Raw genomic sequence first — 21,176 nt, forward strand, 5'->3', positions numbered from 1 at the left:
TTGATTTATTTTTTATTTCACGCCGGTGCTTCCAAAACCGCCTTCACCTCTAGAAGTTTCGGACAGTTCTTCTACTGCAATCCATTCGGCGCGTTCATGTTTAGCAATGATTAATTGTGCTATTCTTTCGCCGTTTTCTACCACGAAATTTTCATTTGATAAATTTACTAAAATCACACCGATTTCCCCACGATAATCAGCATCAACTGTTCCGGGAGAATTTAGTACAGTTATTCCTTTTTTGGCTGCTAACCCGCTTCTTGGTCTTACTTGAGCTTCGTATCCAATAGGTAACTCAATGAACAAACCTGTTTTTACAATAGCTCTTTCTAAAGGTTTAAGGGTGATTGGTTCAACTAAATTGGCGCGCAAATCCATTCCTGCTGAGGCGATGGTTTCATAATTGGGCAATTCGTGTTGCGATTTGTTGATGATTTTTATTTGCATGGTTTATTTTCGTTTGGCTATTCTAACTAAGGTTTCTTTTTCGTTATGATAAATGAAATACAAGAACAGCGATAGTATTACTATTTTTAAAAGATAATTTTCTCTGACATAAGGAATGTAAAACGAGAGTGCCGACAGTACTACGATTAATCCTAAATAACTAAATATTTTCGGGAAATCATAGGGAATCGGGTATTGTTTTTTTCCCATTTGATAGGAAATAATCATCATGCTTCCATAAGCAGCTATGGTGGCAATGGCCGAACCGTAATAACTCATGGTTGGAATTAAAATGAAATTAAGTGCCAACGTTACTGCTGCCCCTACCAAAGAAATATAAGCTCCTACTCTGGTTTTGTCGATTAGCTTGTACCAAACCGATAAGTTGGTATATATGCCGAGGAAGAAATTGGCCAAAACGATCAGCGGTACTACTTTCATGGCGTCCCAATATTCATCATTAGGCACTAGAACTCTTTTCAATAAATCGGCAAAAACGATGACAAACAAACAAATGAACGATCCGAAAATGACAAAGTATTTGGTAATGGTAGCATAGGTTTGCTGTGCATTTTCGTTGCTGGCGTGACTGAAGAAAAACGGTTCGATTCCGAGAGTGTACGCTGTTCGAAACAACACCATAAACAAGCCTAACTTGTAACAAGCCGAATAGGCTCCAATATCGGCTTTACTGACATGCATTTTTTCTAACAGAATTTTATCGAAATGTTCGTTGATGGCAAAAGCAATTCCGGCAATTAAAATCGGGAAGGCGTAGTTCATCATTTTCTTCCAAAGCGCATAATCAAACTTGCCTTTAAGTTGAAAATAATCCGGAGAAAGCACCAAGAATGTAATCAGACTGGCGATTACATTGGAGATAAAAATATAGCCTATTTGGAAATGGTCATAGTAAATAGTATGCCAAAAACCACTGGCGTTTCCTTCGGCTAGTTTGGGTAAAGCCAATAAGAAAAAAACATTCAGACATAGATTCAGCATTACGTTGCCAATCTTAATCGCAGCGTACACCATAGGCCTTTTATTGGCTCTGAGTTTGGAAAATGGGATCACCGCCAAGGCATCGAGTACTAATATCCAAACTGTATAAGTTATATATTGCGGGTCAATGCCGGTATATAATGAGATGGTTTTACGGAACAAAATACCGCTAGCCAAAAAGAGTAATGACGACCAAAAAATAGAAATGGTAGCAGTAGAAATTACTTTCTTCTTATCGGTTTCCAAATTGTAAAAGCGGAAGAATGCCGTTTCCATTCCATAAGACAAAACCACATTCAAAAACACCAAGTAAGCGAAGATAATGGAGACTTCACCAAACTCTCCTTTGGGCAACACTTTTACATACAACGGATTGAGTAAAAAACTCAGCATGCGCGGAAAAACCGTGGCTAATCCGTAAATGGCAGTTTGTTTGAATAGGTTTTTATATAGACTCAAAGTAATTATTACGCTTTATGAAATAAAAACAAAAGTAACCATTTCTTTGGTTTATGCTTAGTGGTTTTTAGCTAAAAATTTCATTGGAAATAATAAAAACAAAAGCTTTTTACTACATTTACTACATTATATCTTCTTTATGAAAAATTTCCTTTTTGCTCCTTTGTTCCTCTTCGTTTTCACTTCTGTTTTTAGTCAAAAATATCCCGTAACCAAGATTGTTCCAAACTTGAATACTAAGTTTAACATTTCTTATCAGGATGACTATTCCTGGCTGGAAAATATGGACTCAGAAGAAATTAAAAGTTGGGCTAATGCTCAAAATGAAACCACCAATACTCATTTGGAAGAAGTAAAAAAGAATATGATATTGTTAGAAAAATTAATGAGTATGATACTTATGCCTCCAATAGTCTTCCCAATAAAAAAGAAGCATACTTTTATACCAAATACATTGTTGATAAGGGTAAACCGAGTGTGTTGTTTTACAGAAAAGAGTTGAATGATCAGGCCGTTGAACTTTTCAATCCGTTTAAAATTTACCGAAATACCAGCGCTACTTTGATGAATTACCGCCCATCAAAAAATTCAAAGTATGTGGCCTGTGAGGTTAGCACCAATGGGAGTGATAAACACGAAATTCGATTTGTTCCTTTTGACAAAGCCAATATTGCAGATGACATTATACATGATGTTAAGTTTTCAAAAATGGTTTGGAATAAGGACGAAGGGATTTTTATATGCGCAACCGCAATCAAAATACCTTTGCAAAAGATTCGACGTATCAATTGTACTACCACAAAATAGGAACGATACAGGAAAATGATAAATTGGTGTTTGATGCTACAAAAACCGGCAACAAGTTTACTTATTTTGTTAAAAAAGATCGGCTTATCCTTATCGAATCTGACGATAAGAAACCCAATAAAAACTATTACTATACTTACTTAAACGATGAAGAATATCATTTGCAAAAGTTCTTAGAACTGGATGATTCCAAGTTTGAGTTTCTGAATTATAACAACAATAAGGTCTATTTCTCAGGAAAAGAGTATGATTGGGGGGAAATTCGGGCTTTTGACCTTTCTAACCAAAATGAAGAAACCGTTTTCATACCACAAATCTATAACCATCTCCTGGTTAATACTTTTTTTACGGAGGGTTATATTTTTTGCAAATACAAAGCGCTAGAGAAATACTATGTGGTAGCTTATGATGAAACCGGCAAATTTATTCGAAAATTTGATACGCCAGAAGGAACAACTTTTGACATGAAGTTTTATGATCCAAAAAGTAACAGTCTTTACATAAGTGTTTACTCTTATACCATTGCGCCTCAAAATTTCAAATTAAACATTGGAACAGGAGAGGTTCGGAATTTTTATAACGATTACATTGTTCCAAAAGGAACTCTATTCCCGTTAAATCATTTTATTACCAAAATCCTTACCGTTAAAAGTCATGATAACAAAGACATACCGGTTACTATAATCTATAAAAAAGGGATTGAATTAAACGGAAACAACCCAACATTGCTTCAGGCTTATGGTGGATTCGGTTTAATCAGTGAGCCCAATTATGATTCAGCTTTACTGTATTTTTTGGAAAAAGGAGGTGTCTTTTGTTTTGCAGAAATTCGGGGTGGTGGTGAAAAAGGATTAAAATGGCATAAAGAAGCAATCGGTTTAAAGAAGATGAATTCGTTTAATGACTTCATCGATATTGCTGAATATTTAATAAAAGAGAAATATACGTCCTCACAAAAACTGGCCATAAGTGGCGGTTCCTACGGCGGCTTGGTGGTAGGCGTGGCCATGACGCAACGTCCCGATTTATTTAAAGTAGTGATTCCAAAAGTAGGTGTATTTGATATGTTAAAGCTTGACCAATATACCGTAGGGGCTTATCATAAGGATGAATTTGGTAACACGGAAACCAAAGCTGATTTTGAAAACCTATATTCATATTCTCCATATCACAATATCAAAGAAACTGTAAATTATCCGACAACGTTAATCATAACTTCAGAAAACGATGATCGTGTACCTCCCTTTCACTCTTATAAGTTTGCCGCTCGATTGCAAAACAGAGCAGCACAAAAAAACCCCATATTTCTCAAAACCATATACGAATCAGGGCATTATGGGAAAATCAGCAACTACAAAAGCTATCAAGAAGACAAGGCGGAGTTTTATGACTTTTTACTATATCATTTAAACAAATAAGGCGCTTAATTTCTTAAACGCCTTATTCTTTATTATTTGAATTTGTAATTATCCTTTCAAAGCCTCAGCTCCACCAACGATTTCAAGGATTTCGTTAGTAATAGCAGCTTGACGTGCTTTGTTGTAAGTTAATTTCAACTGGTTTCTTAACTCCGTTGCGTTGTCTGTAGCTTTGTGCATAGCCGTCATACGGGCACCGTGCTCAGCAGCAAAAGAATCTCTGATGGATTTGTATAACTGTGTTTTCAATGATTTTGGAATCAAGGTCAATACAATTTCTTCTTTTGATGGTTCAAAAATGTAGTCACCACTTGAAGCCGGCTTATCAGAAGCTATAGGCGCTAATGGCAAAAATTGTTCTGTTTGAACGATTTGAGTTGCTGCATTTTTGAATTGGTTGTAAACAATTTCGATTTTATCGTAGTCACCGGCAATAAATTTTTCGGTTAACAAATCGGCAATCTCGGCTACATTCTCAAAAGTAAGATTGTCAAACACTTCGCTTTTGTTTGCAATAACGGTATTTGATTTTCTGAAAAAGTCATTTCCTTTTTTACCAATAGCAAGAAAATCTACTTGCTTTCCGGCGTACCCTTCAGCAACCACTATAGCTTGCTTGATTACGTTAGAGTTGAAAGCCCCACACAAACCACGGTTGGATGTAATGGCTACAACTAAAACTTTGTTGATTTCGCGCTGCTTAGTGTATTGTCCACCGGCATCTCCATCTAAAGTAGCACTAACGCTTTGCAGTAATTCCGTTAATTTTTCGGCATAAGGTCGCATCGCTGTAATAGCATCTTGTGCTTTTTTCAACTTTGCGGCAGATACCATTTTCATCGCCGAGGTGATTTGCATCGTAGATGAAACGGAACTGATTCTGTTACGGATTTCCTTTAAGTTTGCCATAGTTAATTTGAAAATTATCGGATTTGAAAATTTGAAAATGGTTTTTTATTCTCAAATTCTCAAATCTTCAAATTGTTTGATTAGTTATATTTTGCTGAAATTTCTTTAGCTGTTTTTTCTAAAACATCGGTAATGTTGTCATCCAACTTACCGGCTTTAAGAGCATTTAAAGTATCTCTGTGTTTGTTGTTCAAGTATTCGATATAATCTTTTTCGAATTCTTTTACTTTGTTTACAGGAACGTTTCTCAACAAGTTTTTAGAACCTGCATAGATAATTGCCACCTGATCTTCTACAGTAAACGGATCGTTTACGGCTTGTTTCAAGATTTCAACGTTTCGTTTTCCTTTTTCAATTACGTTTAAGGTTACAGCATCCAAATCAGATCCAAATTTTGCAAACGCTTCCAATTCACGGAATTGTGCTTGATCTAATTTCAAAGTACCTGATACTTTTTTCATGGATTTAATTTGAGCGTTACCTCCAACACGTGATACCGAAATACCTACGTTAATCGCCGGACGAACCCCAGAGTTGAATAAATCACCATCCAAGAAAATCTGTCCGTCAGTAATCGAAATTACGTTGGTTGGGATATACGCAGAAACGTCACCCGCTTGGGTTTCGATAATTGGTAAAGCTGTTAATGAACCGCCACCTTTTACGATTGGTTTCAATGAATCCGGTAAGTCGTTCATGTTTTTCGCAATATCATCATCCGCAATTACTTTACAAGCTCTTTCTAATAAACGAGAGTGTAAGTAGAATACGTCTCCAGGATAAGCCTCACGACCTGGTGGTCTTCTTAACAACAAAGACACCTCACGGTAAGCCACCGCTTGTTTTGATAAATCATCATAGATAATCAAAGCAGGACGACCTGAATCTCTGAAATACTCTCCGATAGCAGCACCTGCCATTGGAGCATATACCTGCATTGGTGCAGGATCTGAAGCGTTAGCTGCAACGATTGTTGTATAAGCCATAGCGCCTTTTTCTTCTAATGTTTTTGCAATACCTGCTACAGTTGAAGCTTTTTGTCCAATAGCAACATAGATACAGTATACCGGTTGCCCAGCATCGTAAAACTCCTTTTGGTTCAAAATGGTATCGATACAAACTGTTGTTTTACCTGTTTGACGGTCACCAATTACCAACTCACGTTGTCCTCTTCCAACCGGAATCATCGCGTCGATTGACTTGATACCTGTTTGAAGCGGTTCAGTTACCGGCTGACGGAAGATAACTCCAGGAGCTTTTCTTTCCAATGGCATTTCGTATAAATCACCACCGATTGGTCCTTTACCGTCGATTGGCTCACCTAGTGTGTTTACCACACGACCTACGATTTGCTCACCAACTTTTAGAGAAGCGATACGTTGTGTTCTTTTTACTGTTGAACCTTCACGGATTCCGGTAGATGGTCCTAAAAGTACCACACCCACATTGTCTTCTTCTAAGTTCAAAACGATAGCCTCTAACCCGTTTTCGAATTGTACTAACTCACCGTATTGTGCGTTTGACAAACCGTAAACACGAGCGATACCATCACCCACCTGAAGAACAGTTCCTACTTCTTCTAACGTAGCACCTGATTGAAATCCTTCTACTTGTTTCTTTAATATTGCTGAAATTTCAGCAGCTTTAATTTCCGCCATCTTGATATATCTTTAATGGTAATTAATTACTAAATTCTCTTTTTAACTCCTGCAATCTGTTAGCTACAGAAGCATTGTATTGTTTGTCTCCGATTCTCAAGATAAATCCACCAATGATTGACGGATCCACCATGTTCTCGATAGTTATCTTTTTATCCGAAATAGTAGCAATCTTAGCTAATACTTTACTTTCTAAATCAGCTGTGATTGGGAAAGCAGTAGTTACTTTGGCCACTTCAACACCGTTCATTTCATCGAATTGAGCGTTGAATTGTTTGGCTACATCGGCTAAAATTTCAAATCTTTTATTTTCTTGAAGCAATCTGAAAAGCGATTTGGTTTCTCCCTGAGCTGAAGCAAATACTTCTGAGGCCGCATTCATTTTCATTTCAGAAGAGATGATTGGGCTTGATAAAAATTCGCTTAGTTCAGCGCTTCCTGTCATAGTAGCAACTATCGACAACATGTCGTCGTTTACTTTAACAGTATTTCCGCTTGAAATCGCAGTTTCTAAAATGGCTTTGGCGTATCTAATCGCAGCTCTTGACATAACGATTAATTTAATTTTACGTCACCTAACATTTTCTCTACCAATTTGGTTTGAGCTTCTTTGTTAGATAATTCGTCTTTTAATAATTTTTCAGCAATGTCTAATGACAAAGTAGAAACCTGAGCTTTCAATTCAGCCAAGGCTGCATTTTTCTCACTTTCGATAGAAGCTTTAGCTTGCTCAATCATTTTTTGACCGGCCACTTGTGCTTCAGTTTTAGCATCGGCAATCATTTTTTCTTTGATTTCACGAGCTTCTTTCATCATAGTGTCACGCTCTAATCTTGCATCAGCTAACAATTTCTCATTGTCTGATTTCAAGTTTTGCATTTCTTTTTTAGCGCTTTCTGCTGATTGCAATGCGTTTTTGATTCCTTCTTCTCTTTCGTTTACGGCGTCAAGAATTGGTTTCCAAGCAAACTTTTTCAAAAGGAAAACAAGTGCAAGAAACAAAACGGTTTGCATGATAAACAAACCTAATGAAAACTGTCCTAATAATTCTTCCATTATTTTATATCTTAAATTTTAATGATGTTTAATAGTGAAACAAAAGCTACAACCAACCGTTATAGCTTTTGTTTGTTTTTTGTTGATTATGTTGCGAAAATTGCAGCAAAACCAATACCTTCTACAAGAGCAGCAGCGATAAGCATAGCCGTTTGGATTTTACCAGTTGCTTCTGGTTGACGAGCAATAGCATCCATTGCTGATCCACCGATTTTTCCGATACCAATACCAGCTCCGATTACTACTAATCCAGCTCCAACGATTCTAGGAATTTCCATAATGTATATATATTTAATTAAACATTCAATTTTTGGCCATACCCTTAAGCAACAAGCTCCAGGCTATAAGCATTTTAGTGATGAGCCTCATCATGGTGATGTTCTTCTACAGCCGAACCAAAGTACAAAGCTGCTAACATCGTGAAAATATAAGCTTGTAGCAACGCTACCAAAACTTCAAGCATAGATAATACAAAAGCAAGCAAGAACGCCAATGGACTTCCAATTGGGCTGTTGAATTTGTACATCAATGAAATCAATGTCATCAATACAACGTGACCGGCCAACATGTTTGCGTACAAACGGATTGTTAGCGAAAACGGTTTGATGATTGTTCCTAATAATTCGATTGGAGCCAAAATAAATTTCATTGGAACCGGAACGCCCGGCATCCAGAAAATGTGTTTCCAATAATCTTTCTTAGCGGTGAATGTGGTAATCAAATACGTTAAAATTGCTAATGAAGCAGTAACCGCAATGTTACCTGTAATGTTAACGCCCAGTGGTGTTAATCCGAACATGTTTAAGAACCAAATAAAGAAAAAGATGGTCAATAAAAAGCTCATGTATTTTTTATAGTGTTTTTCACCAATGTTCGGAATGGCGATATCATCTCTTACATAAAGAATGATTGGCTCAAAGAATCTTCCGGCGCCTTTAGCGATAGAACCGTTCTTTTTGTATGATTTACCTAAACCGGCAAACAATAAGAACATGATTAAGCCCACAATCAAAATCATCAATACATTTTTAGTGATTGAAAAGTCAATTGGCTTTGCATTGGTAACATGACCTTTTTCTTCGGTAAACGTTCCTTCCGCATCGGTCTTGTATATTTTACCGTCGTGGTGGTTTATTTTGTAGTAGTTTCCGTTTGACTCAGCTACTTCTTCTCCGTGATGGAATTTAGATGATGAAAAGAAATGAATTCCATTATCCCATAAAATTACCGGTAGTGGAAAACCAAAATGTTTTTCTCCGCCTTCACCATAAGAAAAAAGCGTAAAATCATGCGAATCCAACAAGTGGTGCTTCACATAAGCTTTTCTTTCTAACTCTGCTTTTTCCTCTTCTGTTAAGTTGGCTGTTGCAGCGTGCTCGTCATGCGATTTTGCTTCTGCTTTATGCGCAGTTTCCGTTGGTACAGCGGTGCTGTCAACAGTTGGATTTGCAGAACTTAATAAAGGAAGACAAGCTACTAAAGCAGCTAATATAAATTGGAGTGGTTTTCTTGAAATCACCATATCTGATAATTAACTTAAATTAACTTTTTTCAAATTTGGTGCAAAAGTACAATTTAAATTAATATTAAAAAGTATATGTTTTATTTTTTTGACAGAATTGTCGATTTACAGACGTTTTATTGTTTATTGTTTAAAATTCTGATGGTTACTGTAGTTTCTATTATCAAAAAGAAAATAAATATGATAAAAAAGTTCATTTTTTCTGTTGGTGTTTTCGGGAGATTTACACTCAAAATCGGATGTAAAAAAACATAGGCCACAACCATTTTAAAACTTGTCAGTAGTAGGAACGTATAACCCACATTATCGATATTTTTTTCCTTTATTTTCATCAGGATGAATATGATGACAACCGAAAAAACAGCAAAAAAAGTATATAACCACGCAATTGAATACAAAAACCCATTTTCAAAAACTTGGGGAACAAAAAAATGAAAAATCGTTTTATGAATAACAAAACCAATAATGGCCGCCATAAAAACGATGAAAAGGGAACGGTATTTTTTTAACGACATTATGTTATTCGTCAGATTTATTAATTTCTTTCAATTGGCGGTTGATGTTGTAAAAAGCAATCGCAACGCCAACCATGGTTGAAATCTTTACATATACAGCATGTGAGTTGGTGAATTTTTGATCAAGCCAACGTCCAAAATAAGCAAACAGAAAAATAATAATCCCCATTTGAATTGGAATGTTTATCAAGACCAGCCATTTGTTACGCGGTTTTTTCTGAGGATTGTCCATTAGCCGGCAAGTTTTTTACGTGAGGTTTCATGACACAAGTAGCACTAAATTCAGCGCCGGGTTCTACCGCTAATTTGCCACAAATTACTTCGCCTTTGATGTGTGATTTCGACTTTATGTTCAGGATTTCCTGTACTTGTATTTTACCTTCAAATGTGCCTTCGATATCTGCATTTTTGCAAACAATATCCCCTTTTACACTCGCTGCCGGGCCAATAACAATTTTGCCTTTGGACTGAAAGTTACCCACCAAATGACCATCTAAACGGAAATCTGCCGGAGAAAAAATATCTCCATTGATGGTTGTTCCTTCTACTATTCTATTGGTTTTACCCAAGAGGTCGGTGTATGATTTTGGACTTTTTTCAAACATAATTTTATCCTTTTCTGTTTGGTTCCATTTGAGGTGTCGGCGGTAAACCCATAGATTTTTGTTGGGCTTTGGTTGGCGCTCTGTTTTCTATTGATTGTGGAGATTTACTGTTTTTTGGATCTTCTATTCTATCCTCACCATCAGGTTGCTCATTAATAACTTCCTGCTTAGGTTCTTGTTTTGGCTGTTTAGGTTCCGGAGCTTTTTCAAGGGTTCCGTCCCAATTAGGTTGCGCTGGATTATCGGCTAGTTTCCCGTCTAAATAATCGTCCAAATTCTTTTTGATTTGTACAATGGTATAGTTTTCTGCCGAAATAATTATTGGGGTGTCCGGAACTTTGTATTCTTTAAATTCTTTAAGTATCGAAGTAATTCCGGTGGCCAAATCTTTAGAGGTCACTCCGTGAATCACAACAAAATTGTCTATCATTGTGTAAATATCTTTCGACACAGACAATTTTTTCAAATCTCTGTCTTTTATGAATTTATTGATTTTTTCGAGTAAGGTTTTAGTGTTTTTATCCTCAAAATCTTTGGTTCTGTAAAGGATTTTCCAGTTTTTAGAATCGCTACTCGACAATTGCAGTGCTTCTAATTTTGGCAAATCAACCGATAATAATTTTTCGGCTCTTTTGCCTTCTTCACTGTTCGGGTAATTCAATGCCACATAATTCAATGCTTTACTGTATTCTGCAAGACCACTCAATTTTCCTGTTATTTGTGCTTTTAACAATTCGAATTTAGGAATAATTTCTTCACCTGTAAATCGATCAATAGCTTTTTCTGTGGCTGTTAGGACCGTTTTGTATTCCCCGTTTTGGTATTGTTTATATATACTTTCATAAACCCCATTTGGCGAATCACTTGACTCTTCAATTTCGCTGGAAGGATTATTCAAAATTTGCGCGTATCTGGAATCCGGATATTCTGCTATGATTTGCGCCTTCATAGCTTCGGCTTTGGTTATATCCAAAAGTTGATACAACTTATACAAATTATACATGGAAGGCAATACCAATCGTTCTTCCGGTTTGTTTTTCAACAACTGTTCGAACTTGTTTACCGCCAATTGATTTTCTTTGAATTTTTCTTTGTAAATAACACCTAACTGATAGTAAGCAAAATTTCTTTCTTTGGCCAAACTGTCAATAACCTGGGCTGAAGTTGGCAATTGCTTGATGTAAAAATCTGAGGTAAATTTAGCCTCAACACCTGCTACATCATCTTTCTTTTCGATGGTTTTGTCTTCGCTTTCTTTATCGGTTTCCTCCTCTTTGTCGTTGTCTTTATCTGCCGTAGCGGACACTCTCCAATTGTCTTTCAACGTTCGTTTGCCCCAAATTCTTGTAAATTCTTTTTTCCCGTAAGCAACCGTTGTTGGGTTATAGAAATAAAAACTACTTCCGCCGGAAGCAAAATCTGTCCCTTTTGATGGTGACACTTCCGCTTTTTTTCCGTCATCTGTTTTGGTGTCTATCCCTGCAGCTCCTCCTCTTTCTTGGTTTTCTTTGATTATAGCGGCTTTTTCGGCTAATTTTTGTGCGGCTTTTTCTTGCTCTTTTAGCTTTTCAATATATTTTTCGAAGTACGCTTTTTTGTCATTATCTGACATATGGTACAACGAAATAATACTGTCGTTGCGTTCTGCAATGCCTTCATATTTGATTACATCTTCCAGATTTTCTCTTTTCTTTTTAATCAAATTGAACTCGCGGGTTCTTGGTTTTAGTTGTACCAAAGTACTGTCATAGTACTTCCCTGCGGTAACATATTTAGCCGAATTGAAATAAATATCAGCCAAGTTTCTGTAATTTGAAGCAATAAGATAAGTGTCTTGTGATTTCTTTTTTAAGGAAACGTTGTAATACTTTTTGGCTTGGGTGTAGTTCTTCTTTTTGTCATAAAACAATCCCATTTGGTGATTTAATACATCCAAATAAGGTCTGTTTTCTCGGTCTTCCAATAAATCATTGTATTTTTTTAGAAAAGTAATAGTATCTCCTTTTTCAAAATCAAACTGACTTGACTGTCTGACATGAGCATGGATAACATATTGTTTGGCCGCTTTTCGGTGCATGTCTATAACCGATTGGTAAGTGGCATAGGCGCTGTCTTTATAACCCAATTCTTCATAAAGCTGAGCTAGGATAAAACGGTAACGGGCTTTTTCTTCGTTGGATTTGGTGAACTCTGTAGCGATTTTTATCTTGGCCACAGCACTGTCTTTTTCTTCTAAGTTTAAAAACGCTTGTGCTAACGTAGCATTGGCATCGGCAAAAATCTGATCTTTAAATTTGATTTCTTTCAATAATTTTCGAAGGTTGTTTACCGCTAAAGCATCATTTTCCAGACGCATGTTGGTTTTTTCTCTCCAAATTTTTACTTCATAAATCTTATCACTGTTCGGGTATTTGTACAACACATAATTGAAGGCCTCTAACGCAGGAACAAAACGTTGGTCGTAGTAACGCGCTTTGCCCAGCATTAAATGGGCTTCATCCATTTGTGGGTTTTTTTCAGAACCCTGAATGTTCATGGAATGTTTCTGAATGGCTTTTGTCGCTTTGGTTTCCGCTCGTTCAAAGTTGGCATTCTTGGTATCACCGGGCATCATTTTTTCATCTGCAACCTGCATTCTTTCTACCGGCAAACGTTCCCAAAAATTGTCTTTGTTTTGCAACACTACATCCTGAATCCCTTTATCTAAAGCGATTCCTCCATTATACAGTATGTTATATTTTGTGCTGAGCGCATGAGAATTTCTGGAAAGAAAGGTGTTTTTTTTGGTAGAACAGGCTATCAAAAAAACAAGCAATCCGGAACAGATAAAATATTTAAGTGTAGTGGTTTTCAAAGCAAAAACGTTTTTTATTATAACGTGAAAAAGTTATGAATAGTATAACTAACTGGTAAAAATACGTTTCTTTTTGATATGGCAAAAAATTACACCGCAAAAAATGCCTCAAGCTCTTTTAAAGTTTCCGGCGAGGTTTGAATGTCTTTCACCACTTCGCCTAAATGTAAAGCTACAATTCGGTTACAAACCTCAACGGTGTGCACTAAATCATGACTGGAAACCAAGATGGTTACATTAGGATTATCGGCTAATTCTTTGATGATTTTTTTCAAACGATTAACCGTAGTTGGGTCCAAATTGGCGAATGGTTCATCTAAAATAATGACTTCCGGATTACCAATAAGTGTAGCGATGATGCCCACTTTTTTCATATTCCCTTTGGATAAATCGCGCAGGTATTTTTTGCTATTTAGAATTTCACCATTGAAAAATTCTTCGTGTTTTTGCAATAAGGCATCTACATCGGCTTTGTTTTGTCCGCGCAAATCCCCTATGAAATAAAAATATTCTTCCGCCGTTAAATAGCCTATCAGAAAGCTTTCATCAATAAAAGCAGCGGTAAACGGTTTCCAATTTTCGCTGGTATTTACTTGTACGCCATTGTTAATTATGTGTCCGGTACTTGGTTGAATCAGGTCTAACAACAAACTGAAAAAAGTGGTTTTCCCGGCACCGTTATTCCCTACTAACCCAAAACTTTGTCCTTTTGGAATTTCCAGGTCGGGCAAGTTTAAAACTAAAGTTCCGGCGTTATATCTTTTGGTTAAATTGGTTACTTGTATCATGGTGGTTCTGATTTAATTTTTTTGTTTGTAAGCGGCTATGGTAGCGTATTTTTCGGTTTTGTAAATTTTCTCTATTTGGGTGAACACTTTATCTCGGAAAGCAAAGCCCAACACTCCGGCTAAGGCCACAAAAAGAAATCCGATGTTGGCTGAAAAAAGAGAATAACCAAGGGTATACAATAACATCGGCACTAATAATTTAGGCAAAGAAATAAGCATCGTTTTTATATTAAAAGCCTGCTTATCGCCAAAAGCTTTATTGGCCATGGTCAAATCAATTGGCGTTTTTACATAAGCGCCTCCCAACATTACCAAATGTGAGTTAACACCCATATTGTAAATGGCTCCCACAACAATCAGCATGTACGTTTCCCATCCGAAATACAAATAAAAAGAAGCGATAGTGGTTGAGATTAATGTTCCGATTACCATTAGCCACCATTTTGAAGTTAAATATTGTCGGTAACTGATGTTTTGGCTCATCATTAATTGGTAGTAAGCGCTGTCCCAACTTGGTACAAACTGTCCGAAAGTAAATAAAAATCCACCCGAGACAAATATTCCGGCAAAGACCTGCATCATGGGGTTTTGATAGGCTTCAATCGATTTGGTAAAGAACAACAACCCATAAAAAATGAATAAAAAACTCATGAAAACTGTGGTTCTGGAGCGCTTGTTTCTTCTCAACAGTTTAATGTCGTTTTTAAGAAACGTTCCTAAGGTTCCAAATTGGTTCAGCCAAGTATAATTTTCGGTTTTGGCTTCATCGCTTTTTTTGGATAATCCCGTGTCGAGATTCAGATTATTTTTGAAATAAGCAAACGAAAAATAATAAACCAAAATCGCTAAAAGTATCGGAACTATAAACCAATAATTAGTGTCGTAAAATCCTTGAAAAAATGGTTGTGTGTATTCGGTAACATTAAAGAGTTGGTAATATTGTGCTAATCCCAGACTCGCTACGATGACCAATAAAGGATAAAAAACAACATTTTTATTATTGATTAAAACATTGATGAAATTGTTGGCATAGATGAGTGCCATCATGCCCAAATGCCAGAGTATAGCTTGGAATCCGTAGCCATGCATCAGTAAGACCACCGTAAACGGCACAAAGAAAAAGGCATGGATGATGTTAAAAAAAGAAATACCTGTTTTACCCAACGAATAATGAACAATGGTGTTTCGTTTTATGGGCAATGTCAGCAACGGTTTTATATTGGTCACCGGCATTTTTTGAAAAAAATAACGAAGCACTAAATCGCCCACCAAATAATAAATAACATAAGTATTTACAGTTGATAGTGGTTCCATCCCTTCTTCTTTCAGGATAAAAAAAACAGCAGAACCCAATACAGTGAATAAAGCAATGAAGTACAAGGCGGCCAGCCCCATTATTATTTTCATAACCAAATTGGCTGTGAAAGAGGCCGAACGAAAAAAGGATTTCCATTCAAGCCGGATAAAATGTTTGAACATGGTTGTTGGTTTAGGTTTTCGAATTAGTTTTTAAATATAGGAAAATGTTACAACTTATGACACATTTCATATTCCGGATAGGTTTGTCGTAAATAATATTCTGCTTTAGAAGGAATTAAAAACAGCACAACATATTCGGTCAAAAATAAACCCACCAAAAGCAAACTAAACAAGGCTAAAAACCAATTCGGATAATTAGTATCGGTCAATCGGCAAGCTAATTGCACCAAAATATTCAACACTCCGGCAACTGAACTGTAGCCGAAAATAATGTCTTTTAGCAACCATCTTTTTCCGGTTTTAGCGGTTTCTTTTTTTTGTTTTCTGGTCAAAAAGGCCATTCCGACAATAAAACTAACAATCAAAAACCCTATCAACCACTGCATAATTTCTAAACTTTCCTGAAAAATTATCAGCAAATAATAGAGAATCCCTATACTTGAAAAAGTGCCTATAATTTTGGGCAAACTGAAAAAAGACCGGAGTTCCTTTAAAACCATTTTATTGTATTTACTATGCAATACGCCTTTCCTTTTGTCAACCACTTCCATAAAACCAAAGACTCCGAATTTTTTGAATTCCAATTGCAAGGCTTGCTCAAAAGACAACTTTGGGTTTTCTTCCCATTGGACTTCTATGGCATTGGCCAAATGATCAACCAATTCCGTTTGTAAATCGTAATATTCAACATAATGTTGGCGGGTAAATAAGTAGAGTTGTGCTACTTGGTCAGCGGTTAGTTTCATGCTAATAATCCAGTTTTGGTTGTACTAAAGTTTGCATATTTCGAATAAAATCTTCCAGTTCTGCTAAGCGATTTACGGTTTCTGTAGTGCCCTTTTCAGTTAGTTTATAATATTTTCTTAACCGGTTGTCTACATTTTGTACTTCTACTTCCAACACCCCTTCGGCTTCAAGTTTATGCAAAGCAGGATATAAAGCTCCTTCGGTGATTTTTAATTCGCCATTGGTAATTTCTTTTACTTTCTGAGTGATTTCGTAGCCATACATCCTGCCATTTTCCTCCAAAAGTTTCATCACTATCGTGGTCAAACTCCCTTTATATAATTGCGAATTTTTCATTGCATTTTTCTTTTTATAAAATCAAATATACATAAGTTTTTTACATACATAATATTCTTAGGTAATAAATTTTATATTTCTTTAAAAGTGATTCGTTTGTTACCTTTGCAAAAAATAATTTCATGTCAGCCTTTTATAAACTACATATCAAAGAAGTAAAGCACGAAACACCGCATGCCGTTTCTGTGACTTTTACCATTCCAACCGAATTAAAAACTGTGTACCAATTCACCGCTGGTCAATATGTAAATTTAAAATTAACTCTTGACGGTCAGGAAGTGCGTCGTGCTTATTCGGTTTGTTCTTCGCCCAATAGTGGAGAATTACGTATCGCTATTAAATCAGTGAAAAATGGTCATTTCTCGAAGTTTGCCAATGAAAATTTAAAAGCCGGGGATATTTTAGAAGTCAGTCAACCTGAAGGAAGATTTACTTTTGAACCGTCTTTTGCTAACTTGAAAAACTATGCTGCTTTTGCTGCAGGAAGCGGAATCACACCGGTCATGTCTATCTTGAAATCGGTTTTGGAAAGCGAACCTAAGAGCACTTTTGTTTTGGTTTACGGAAATAAAACTCCGGAAGAAACCATTTTTCACAACGAATTACACGAACTGCAATTGAAATATGTGGGTCGTTTTTTTGTGCATTATGTGTTTAGTCAGGCCCGAGTAGAGCAAGAGCATTTTGGTCGTATTGATAAATCAATTGTGAATTTTGTTTTGAATAACAAACACAAAGAAAAAGAGTTCGACAAGTTCTATTTATGTGGTCCTGAGGAAATGATTAATTTGGTTTCCGATGTGTTGAAAGAGCACAGCATTCTTGAGAAAAACATCAAATTTGAATTGTTTTCTACTTCAACGGCTGCCGATAATACAACGGCTGCTAGCCATACCGGCCATACTAAAATTACGGTTTTGGTTGACGATGAAGAAACCACTTTCGAGATGTCGCAAAAACAAACCGTTTTGGAAGCTGCTTTAAAGCAAGGTATTGATGCTCCTTATTCTTGTCAAGGCGGGATTTGTAGTTCCTGTTTGGCCCGAATCACAACCGGTTCAGCCGAAATGAAAAAGAATTCGATTTTAACCGATAGCGAAATTGCCGAAGGATTAATATTAACCTGTCAAGCTCATCCCACTTCCGCAGAAATTTATGTGGATTATGATGATGTGTAAATAAAGAATAACCTTTTAGAATAGTAAAAACTTCCCTAACCGGAAGTTTTTTTATTTTAACAAAGAAGCTATTTTCCCGACAACTGTTTCCGGAGCTATGGTGCGCATCACCTCTTCATAACCAACTACTTTTTTGTTGCCATAAACTGACGTTGGTAATAATGGAAATTTTTCTCTGTCGGATACCAAACAATTTTCCATGGGTTGGTTAAATGGCTTAAATCCGGCGAAAGGATGCGTGGCTCCCCAAAGTGTTATCACTTTTACCCCGAGCATAGCAGCAATATGGGCATTCCCGCTATCCATAGAAAGCATTACATCTAAATTGGAAATCAAGTGTAATTCTTGTGGTAATTTAAGTTGGCCGGCCACAACGATGCAATTGCTTTTGTCTTTGGCTAATAACTTTAGTTGTTCAATTTCTTTGTTGCCACCACCAAAAAGGAAAAGTTTAGTATTGCTATTCAAGGCCAGCTCATCAATGACTTGTTGCATCAAATCCATCGGATATACTTTGCTGTCGTATTGAGCAAATGGGGCAATACCAATCCAATTTTGTTTCGCTTTTTCGCCTGAAACTGAAATAATTTCGTTGGATAAAATAGCCTTTTCAGGAAACTTAGGATTCGATAAATCTACTGAAAAGCCCAGTTGATTGAAAGTGTCCACATGCCTATCCGTCATCGATTTTACCGGTTCAAAGATTTTGTTTTCGGCACAGGTAAGCGCTTTTTTTTCGGCTCTGCCTTTGTTAGTAAAAGCTACTTTTTTACCACTCAAAGCAAATAAGGTACGCACCACTTTGGATCGTAAAACATTGTGTAAATCGGCAACGGCGTCTATCTTCAATGGCTTTAAATCGTAATACAATTTCAGTAAACCAAGAAATCCTTTGTGTTTTCCTTTTACATCTACAGCAAAAAAACTCACATTGGGAATACCTTCAAAAAAAGGCTGAAAAAACGGACGCGAAACCATCGTGATTTTCACATTAGGATTTTGCTGCACCAACGCTCTTATAACAGGAACCGTAATCGCAACGTCGCCCATGGCTGACAATCGGATGACGGCTATATGTTGGATTTTGTTTGACAAAAGGTTGTCGGTAATTATTTCTTGTTTTGGTACAACACCGGATTCAAATCGTCGTCGTTGTACATTTTCATTTGCTTATACACTTTCATGAATTTGTCGCCGTTTTCAATATCGGTCAACAAATCGTTGATGGAAATGAACATGTCATTTTTTTGGTCTAACAACACATTCAATTTCTCTTGACATTTGGCTCTATGTTCAGCCGTTGCTTCTGCACGGTTAGCTTCTTCATTCATGTGATAAATTTTCAACGCCAAAATTGACAAACGGTCGATAGCCCAAGCCGGACTTTCGGTATTGATTTTGGCATTTGGTTTTACCTGAACATCTTTGTGTTTTTGTAAAAAATAGCTGTCGATATACTCTACCATATCGGTACGAACTTGATTGGAAGCATCGATTTTTCGTTTCAAAACTAAAGCTGCCACCGGGTCGATATTCGGATCACGGATGATATCTTCATAATGCCATTGCACCGTGTCTACCCAGTTTTTGGCATATAGTAAATACTCAATAGTCCCTTTGGTGTAAGGGTTTAAAGTGGGTTGGTATACATCGTCAATAACATGGTAATCTTTGATGCTTTGTTCAAAAATAGGAAAGGCAAATTGTGAAAACATATCGTAGATTTTTATTTTATTTCATACTATTCGACCTAAAGGTCTCGGGTGCAAAGATAGTTTTTTATACTTTTACCCAAACATACAAATTTTAGTCGTCCATGCATATTCATTATATTTCTGAGCAGAACAGTATTCTCAATCATTTTTTAGCCCAAATTCGCGATGTTACCATTCAAAAAGACAGCATGCGTTTTCGAAAAAATATTGAACGTATTGGGGAAATTATGGCCTATGAACTGAGCAAAACTTTAGACTATAAAGCGGTAGATATACAAACTCCGCTTGGCATAAAACACACCACAACAGTTGCCGAACCGGTGGTATTGTGTTCAATTCTTCGTGCCGGATTGGCCTTGCACATGGGCTTCATGAATATTTTTGACAATGCCGAAAACGGATTCGTATCAGCCTATCGCCATCATTATGACAACGATGATAAGTTTGATATTTTAGTAGAATACCAAGCCGCGCCGTCTTTTGAAAATAAAAATCTGATTTTAATTGACCCTATGTTAGCCACCGGACAATCGATAGTGGCGGTATTACATAAATTGCATTTGGAACAAAAACCAAAAGAGATCCACATAGCAGTTGTAATTGCAGCTCCCGAAGGCATTGCTTACCTGGAAAAAAACCTGCCCGACAATTGCCACCTTTGGGTAGCGGCATTAGACGAAAAGCTTAACGAGAAAAATTACATCATTCCCGGATTGGGTGATGCCGGTGATTTGGCTTACGGCAACAAATTATAGTTGCGCAAAAAAGGCAAAAAAGCTTCCCACAATCAGTAGTAATAATGTGATTTCCTGATACATTTTGTTTTGGGAATACTCTATATTATTGGTACACATTACCGATAAGGGCATAAAAGTGAAAAGCAACATAGCGTTGTTTTTTCGGGCGACATTACAAATATTAGGGAACCAATCAAAAAAGCAAAAATCATTTTCTTGTAAGATGCCTGCAAAATAAGTGGTCGGTTGGTCATTGAAAAAATCATTGAAAACAGGAAGTAAACGGCAATTACTACATAAAATGACAGTGCTGCATTTTGGTAGTTGTTGGTGAAATAATTCAGTTCAAAATTGACCTGTGCCTGATTTAAGATATGGTCAATCCATGTTTTATCAAAGAGTATTGCGGCCAATACAAAAATTGTTGCTGTGGCAAAAAAGGCTACAAAAGGTAAAAGCCAATTTCTGTAATCTCTGGAAGCATGAAAAATAATAGAAATGTAAACCAAAACAATAAAAAGAATACACCAGAAATGGAATAAGCTGGCGATAAAAATCCACATGGCTGCATCGAAAATTTTCTCTTTTGGCGCCTTTAAACTTTGCAATGAAATCATTCTCCGCATGGATAACAGCAGAAAAAAGTTGGCAAACATCAAATTTGAATTATTAAAAACGCCGGGGAAAAGCACTAAAAATAACAGAAAAAATAAAATAGTGTAACTGCTGTCTTTGGTCAATCCGTTCTTCTTCACCATGAAATTTACCAGAAAAAAAGAAGCTAACAACAAGACAATCAACACACTGTTTTTGGAAAGCCCATTGGCAGCTGCCGTGATAAATAAATCACTCGTTTGGTATATAAAAAAGAAGCATAGCAATAAAACTACAATCAACGAATAATTCAAGATGGTAGATTTTTTAAAAACGCTTGTTATCATGTG

General features: G+C 36.5%; 21 protein-coding genes and 1 pseudogene. 4 read left to right on the plus strand and 18 right to left on the minus strand.

The annotated features are described in order from the left end of the window. Positions 1–12 precede the first annotated feature (12 nt). Positions 13–447, minus strand: a complete 435-nt coding sequence (gene dut / locus GUU89_RS04335; RefSeq protein WP_162126776.1) for a dUTP diphosphatase — start codon at positions 445–447, stop codon at positions 13–15. A gap of 3 nt (positions 448–450) precedes the next feature. Next, complete coding sequence (locus GUU89_RS04340; RefSeq protein WP_162126777.1) at positions 451–1,908, minus strand: lipopolysaccharide biosynthesis protein; 1,458 nt, start codon at positions 1,906–1,908, stop codon at positions 451–453. 139 nt (positions 1,909–2,047) lie between these two features. On the opposite strand from GUU89_RS04340, the pseudogene GUU89_RS14955 reads away from it, so the two are divergent. Together GUU89_RS14955 and GUU89_RS14960 are read left to right on the plus strand one after the other, a co-directional pair. Then, positions 2,048–3,224: pseudogene (locus GUU89_RS14955) on the plus strand (hypothetical protein); the annotation flags it as partial. A 216-nt stretch (positions 3,225–3,440) separates the two neighbouring features. After that, positions 3,441–4,133 (plus strand): prolyl oligopeptidase family serine peptidase, encoded by a 693-nt coding sequence (locus GUU89_RS14960; protein WP_262886120.1) that lies wholly within the window; start codon positions 3,441–3,443, stop codon positions 4,131–4,133. A 48-nt stretch (positions 4,134–4,181) separates the two neighbouring features. On the opposite strand, the gene atpG is transcribed toward GUU89_RS14960, so the two are convergent. From atpG to GUU89_RS04420, 13 genes are all read right to left on the minus strand, one after another. Then, the gene (gene atpG, locus GUU89_RS04360) at positions 4,182–5,042 is read right to left on the minus strand and encodes an ATP synthase F1 subunit gamma (RefSeq protein ID WP_162126780.1); all 861 of its coding nucleotides are present in this window, start codon (positions 5,040–5,042) and stop codon (positions 4,182–4,184) included. 80 nt (positions 5,043–5,122) lie between these two features. Beyond that, positions 5,123–6,700 carry a F0F1 ATP synthase subunit alpha gene (atpA, locus tag GUU89_RS04365; protein WP_162126781.1) on the minus strand — a complete coding sequence of 526 codons (1,578 nt, stop codon included), beginning with the start codon at positions 6,698–6,700 and terminating at the stop codon, positions 5,123–5,125. Between the two features lie 22 nt (positions 6,701–6,722). Next, complete coding sequence (gene atpH, locus GUU89_RS04370) at positions 6,723–7,256, minus strand: ATP synthase F1 subunit delta (RefSeq protein WP_162128621.1); 534 nt, start codon at positions 7,254–7,256, stop codon at positions 6,723–6,725. After that, entirely contained in the window at positions 7,256–7,756 is a 501-nt protein-coding gene (locus GUU89_RS04375; protein ID WP_162126782.1) for a F0F1 ATP synthase subunit B, read from the minus strand. The genes atpH and GUU89_RS04375 overlap by 1 nt, the downstream gene beginning before the upstream one ends. Positions 7,757–7,842: 86 nt before the next feature. Then, positions 7,843–8,034 (minus strand): ATP synthase F0 subunit C, encoded by a 192-nt coding sequence (atpE, locus tag GUU89_RS04380; protein ID WP_162126783.1) that lies wholly within the window; start codon positions 8,032–8,034, stop codon positions 7,843–7,845. Positions 8,035–8,108: 74 nt separating this feature from the next. Further along, positions 8,109–9,278, minus strand: coding sequence for a F0F1 ATP synthase subunit A (gene atpB / locus GUU89_RS04385; protein ID WP_162126784.1), 1,170 nt, complete (start codon positions 9,276–9,278; stop codon positions 8,109–8,111). A 519-nt stretch (positions 9,279–9,797) separates the two neighbouring features. Continuing rightward, on the minus strand, positions 9,798–9,983 hold the full coding sequence (locus GUU89_RS04390) for an AtpZ/AtpI family protein (protein ID WP_235921974.1): 186 nt from the start codon (positions 9,981–9,983) through the stop codon (positions 9,798–9,800). 13 nt (positions 9,984–9,996) lie between these two features. After that, on the minus strand, positions 9,997–10,398 hold the full coding sequence (locus GUU89_RS04395; RefSeq protein WP_162126786.1) for a bactofilin family protein: 402 nt from the start codon (positions 10,396–10,398) through the stop codon (positions 9,997–9,999). 4 nt (positions 10,399–10,402) lie between these two features. Next, entirely contained in the window at positions 10,403–13,252 is a 2,850-nt protein-coding gene (gene porW, locus GUU89_RS04400; RefSeq protein WP_235921976.1) for a type IX secretion system periplasmic lipoprotein PorW/SprE, read from the minus strand. A gap of 89 nt (positions 13,253–13,341) precedes the next feature. Further along, on the minus strand, positions 13,342–14,040 hold the full coding sequence (locus GUU89_RS04405; RefSeq protein WP_162126787.1) for an ABC transporter ATP-binding protein: 699 nt from the start codon (positions 14,038–14,040) through the stop codon (positions 13,342–13,344). A 12-nt stretch (positions 14,041–14,052) separates the two neighbouring features. After that, complete coding sequence (locus GUU89_RS04410) at positions 14,053–15,519, minus strand: DUF5687 family protein (protein ID WP_162126788.1); 1,467 nt, start codon at positions 15,517–15,519, stop codon at positions 14,053–14,055. 47 nt (positions 15,520–15,566) lie between these two features. Then, on the minus strand, positions 15,567–16,265 hold the full coding sequence (locus GUU89_RS04415) for a hypothetical protein (RefSeq protein WP_162126789.1): 699 nt from the start codon (positions 16,263–16,265) through the stop codon (positions 15,567–15,569). 1 nt (position 16,266) lies between these two features. Beyond that, entirely contained in the window at positions 16,267–16,602 is a 336-nt protein-coding gene (locus tag GUU89_RS04420) for a PadR family transcriptional regulator (protein ID WP_162126790.1), read from the minus strand. A 122-nt stretch (positions 16,603–16,724) separates the two neighbouring features. On the opposite strand from GUU89_RS04420, the gene GUU89_RS04425 reads away from it, so the two are divergent. Then, complete coding sequence (locus tag GUU89_RS04425) at positions 16,725–17,780, plus strand: ferredoxin--NADP reductase (protein WP_162126791.1); 1,056 nt, start codon at positions 16,725–16,727, stop codon at positions 17,778–17,780. 51 nt (positions 17,781–17,831) lie between these two features. Here the strand turns inward: GUU89_RS04425 and GUU89_RS04430 are convergent, their stop codons facing one another. Together GUU89_RS04430 and GUU89_RS04435 are read right to left on the minus strand one after the other, a co-directional pair. Further along, positions 17,832–18,830, minus strand: coding sequence for a glycosyltransferase family 9 protein (locus GUU89_RS04430; protein ID WP_162128622.1), 999 nt, complete (start codon positions 18,828–18,830; stop codon positions 17,832–17,834). 59 nt (positions 18,831–18,889) lie between these two features. Next, positions 18,890–19,495: a DUF4254 domain-containing protein gene (locus tag GUU89_RS04435; RefSeq protein WP_162126792.1), complete on the minus strand. Its 606-nt coding sequence runs from the start codon at positions 19,493–19,495 to the stop codon at positions 18,890–18,892. Positions 19,496–19,596: 101 nt separating this feature from the next. On the opposite strand from GUU89_RS04435, the gene upp reads away from it, so the two are divergent. Next, positions 19,597–20,250, plus strand: coding sequence for a uracil phosphoribosyltransferase (gene upp / locus GUU89_RS04440; protein ID WP_162126793.1), 654 nt, complete (start codon positions 19,597–19,599; stop codon positions 20,248–20,250). 98 nt (positions 20,251–20,348) lie between these two features. On the opposite strand, the gene GUU89_RS04445 is transcribed toward upp, so the two are convergent. Next, positions 20,349–21,173 (minus strand): DUF6427 family protein, encoded by an 825-nt coding sequence (locus tag GUU89_RS04445; RefSeq protein ID WP_235921978.1) that lies wholly within the window; start codon positions 21,171–21,173, stop codon positions 20,349–20,351. Positions 21,174–21,176: the final 3 nt, after the last annotated feature.

This window comes from Flavobacterium phycosphaerae, assembly GCF_010119235.1.
Lineage (GTDB): Bacteria > Bacteroidota > Bacteroidia > Flavobacteriales > Flavobacteriaceae > Flavobacterium > Flavobacterium phycosphaerae.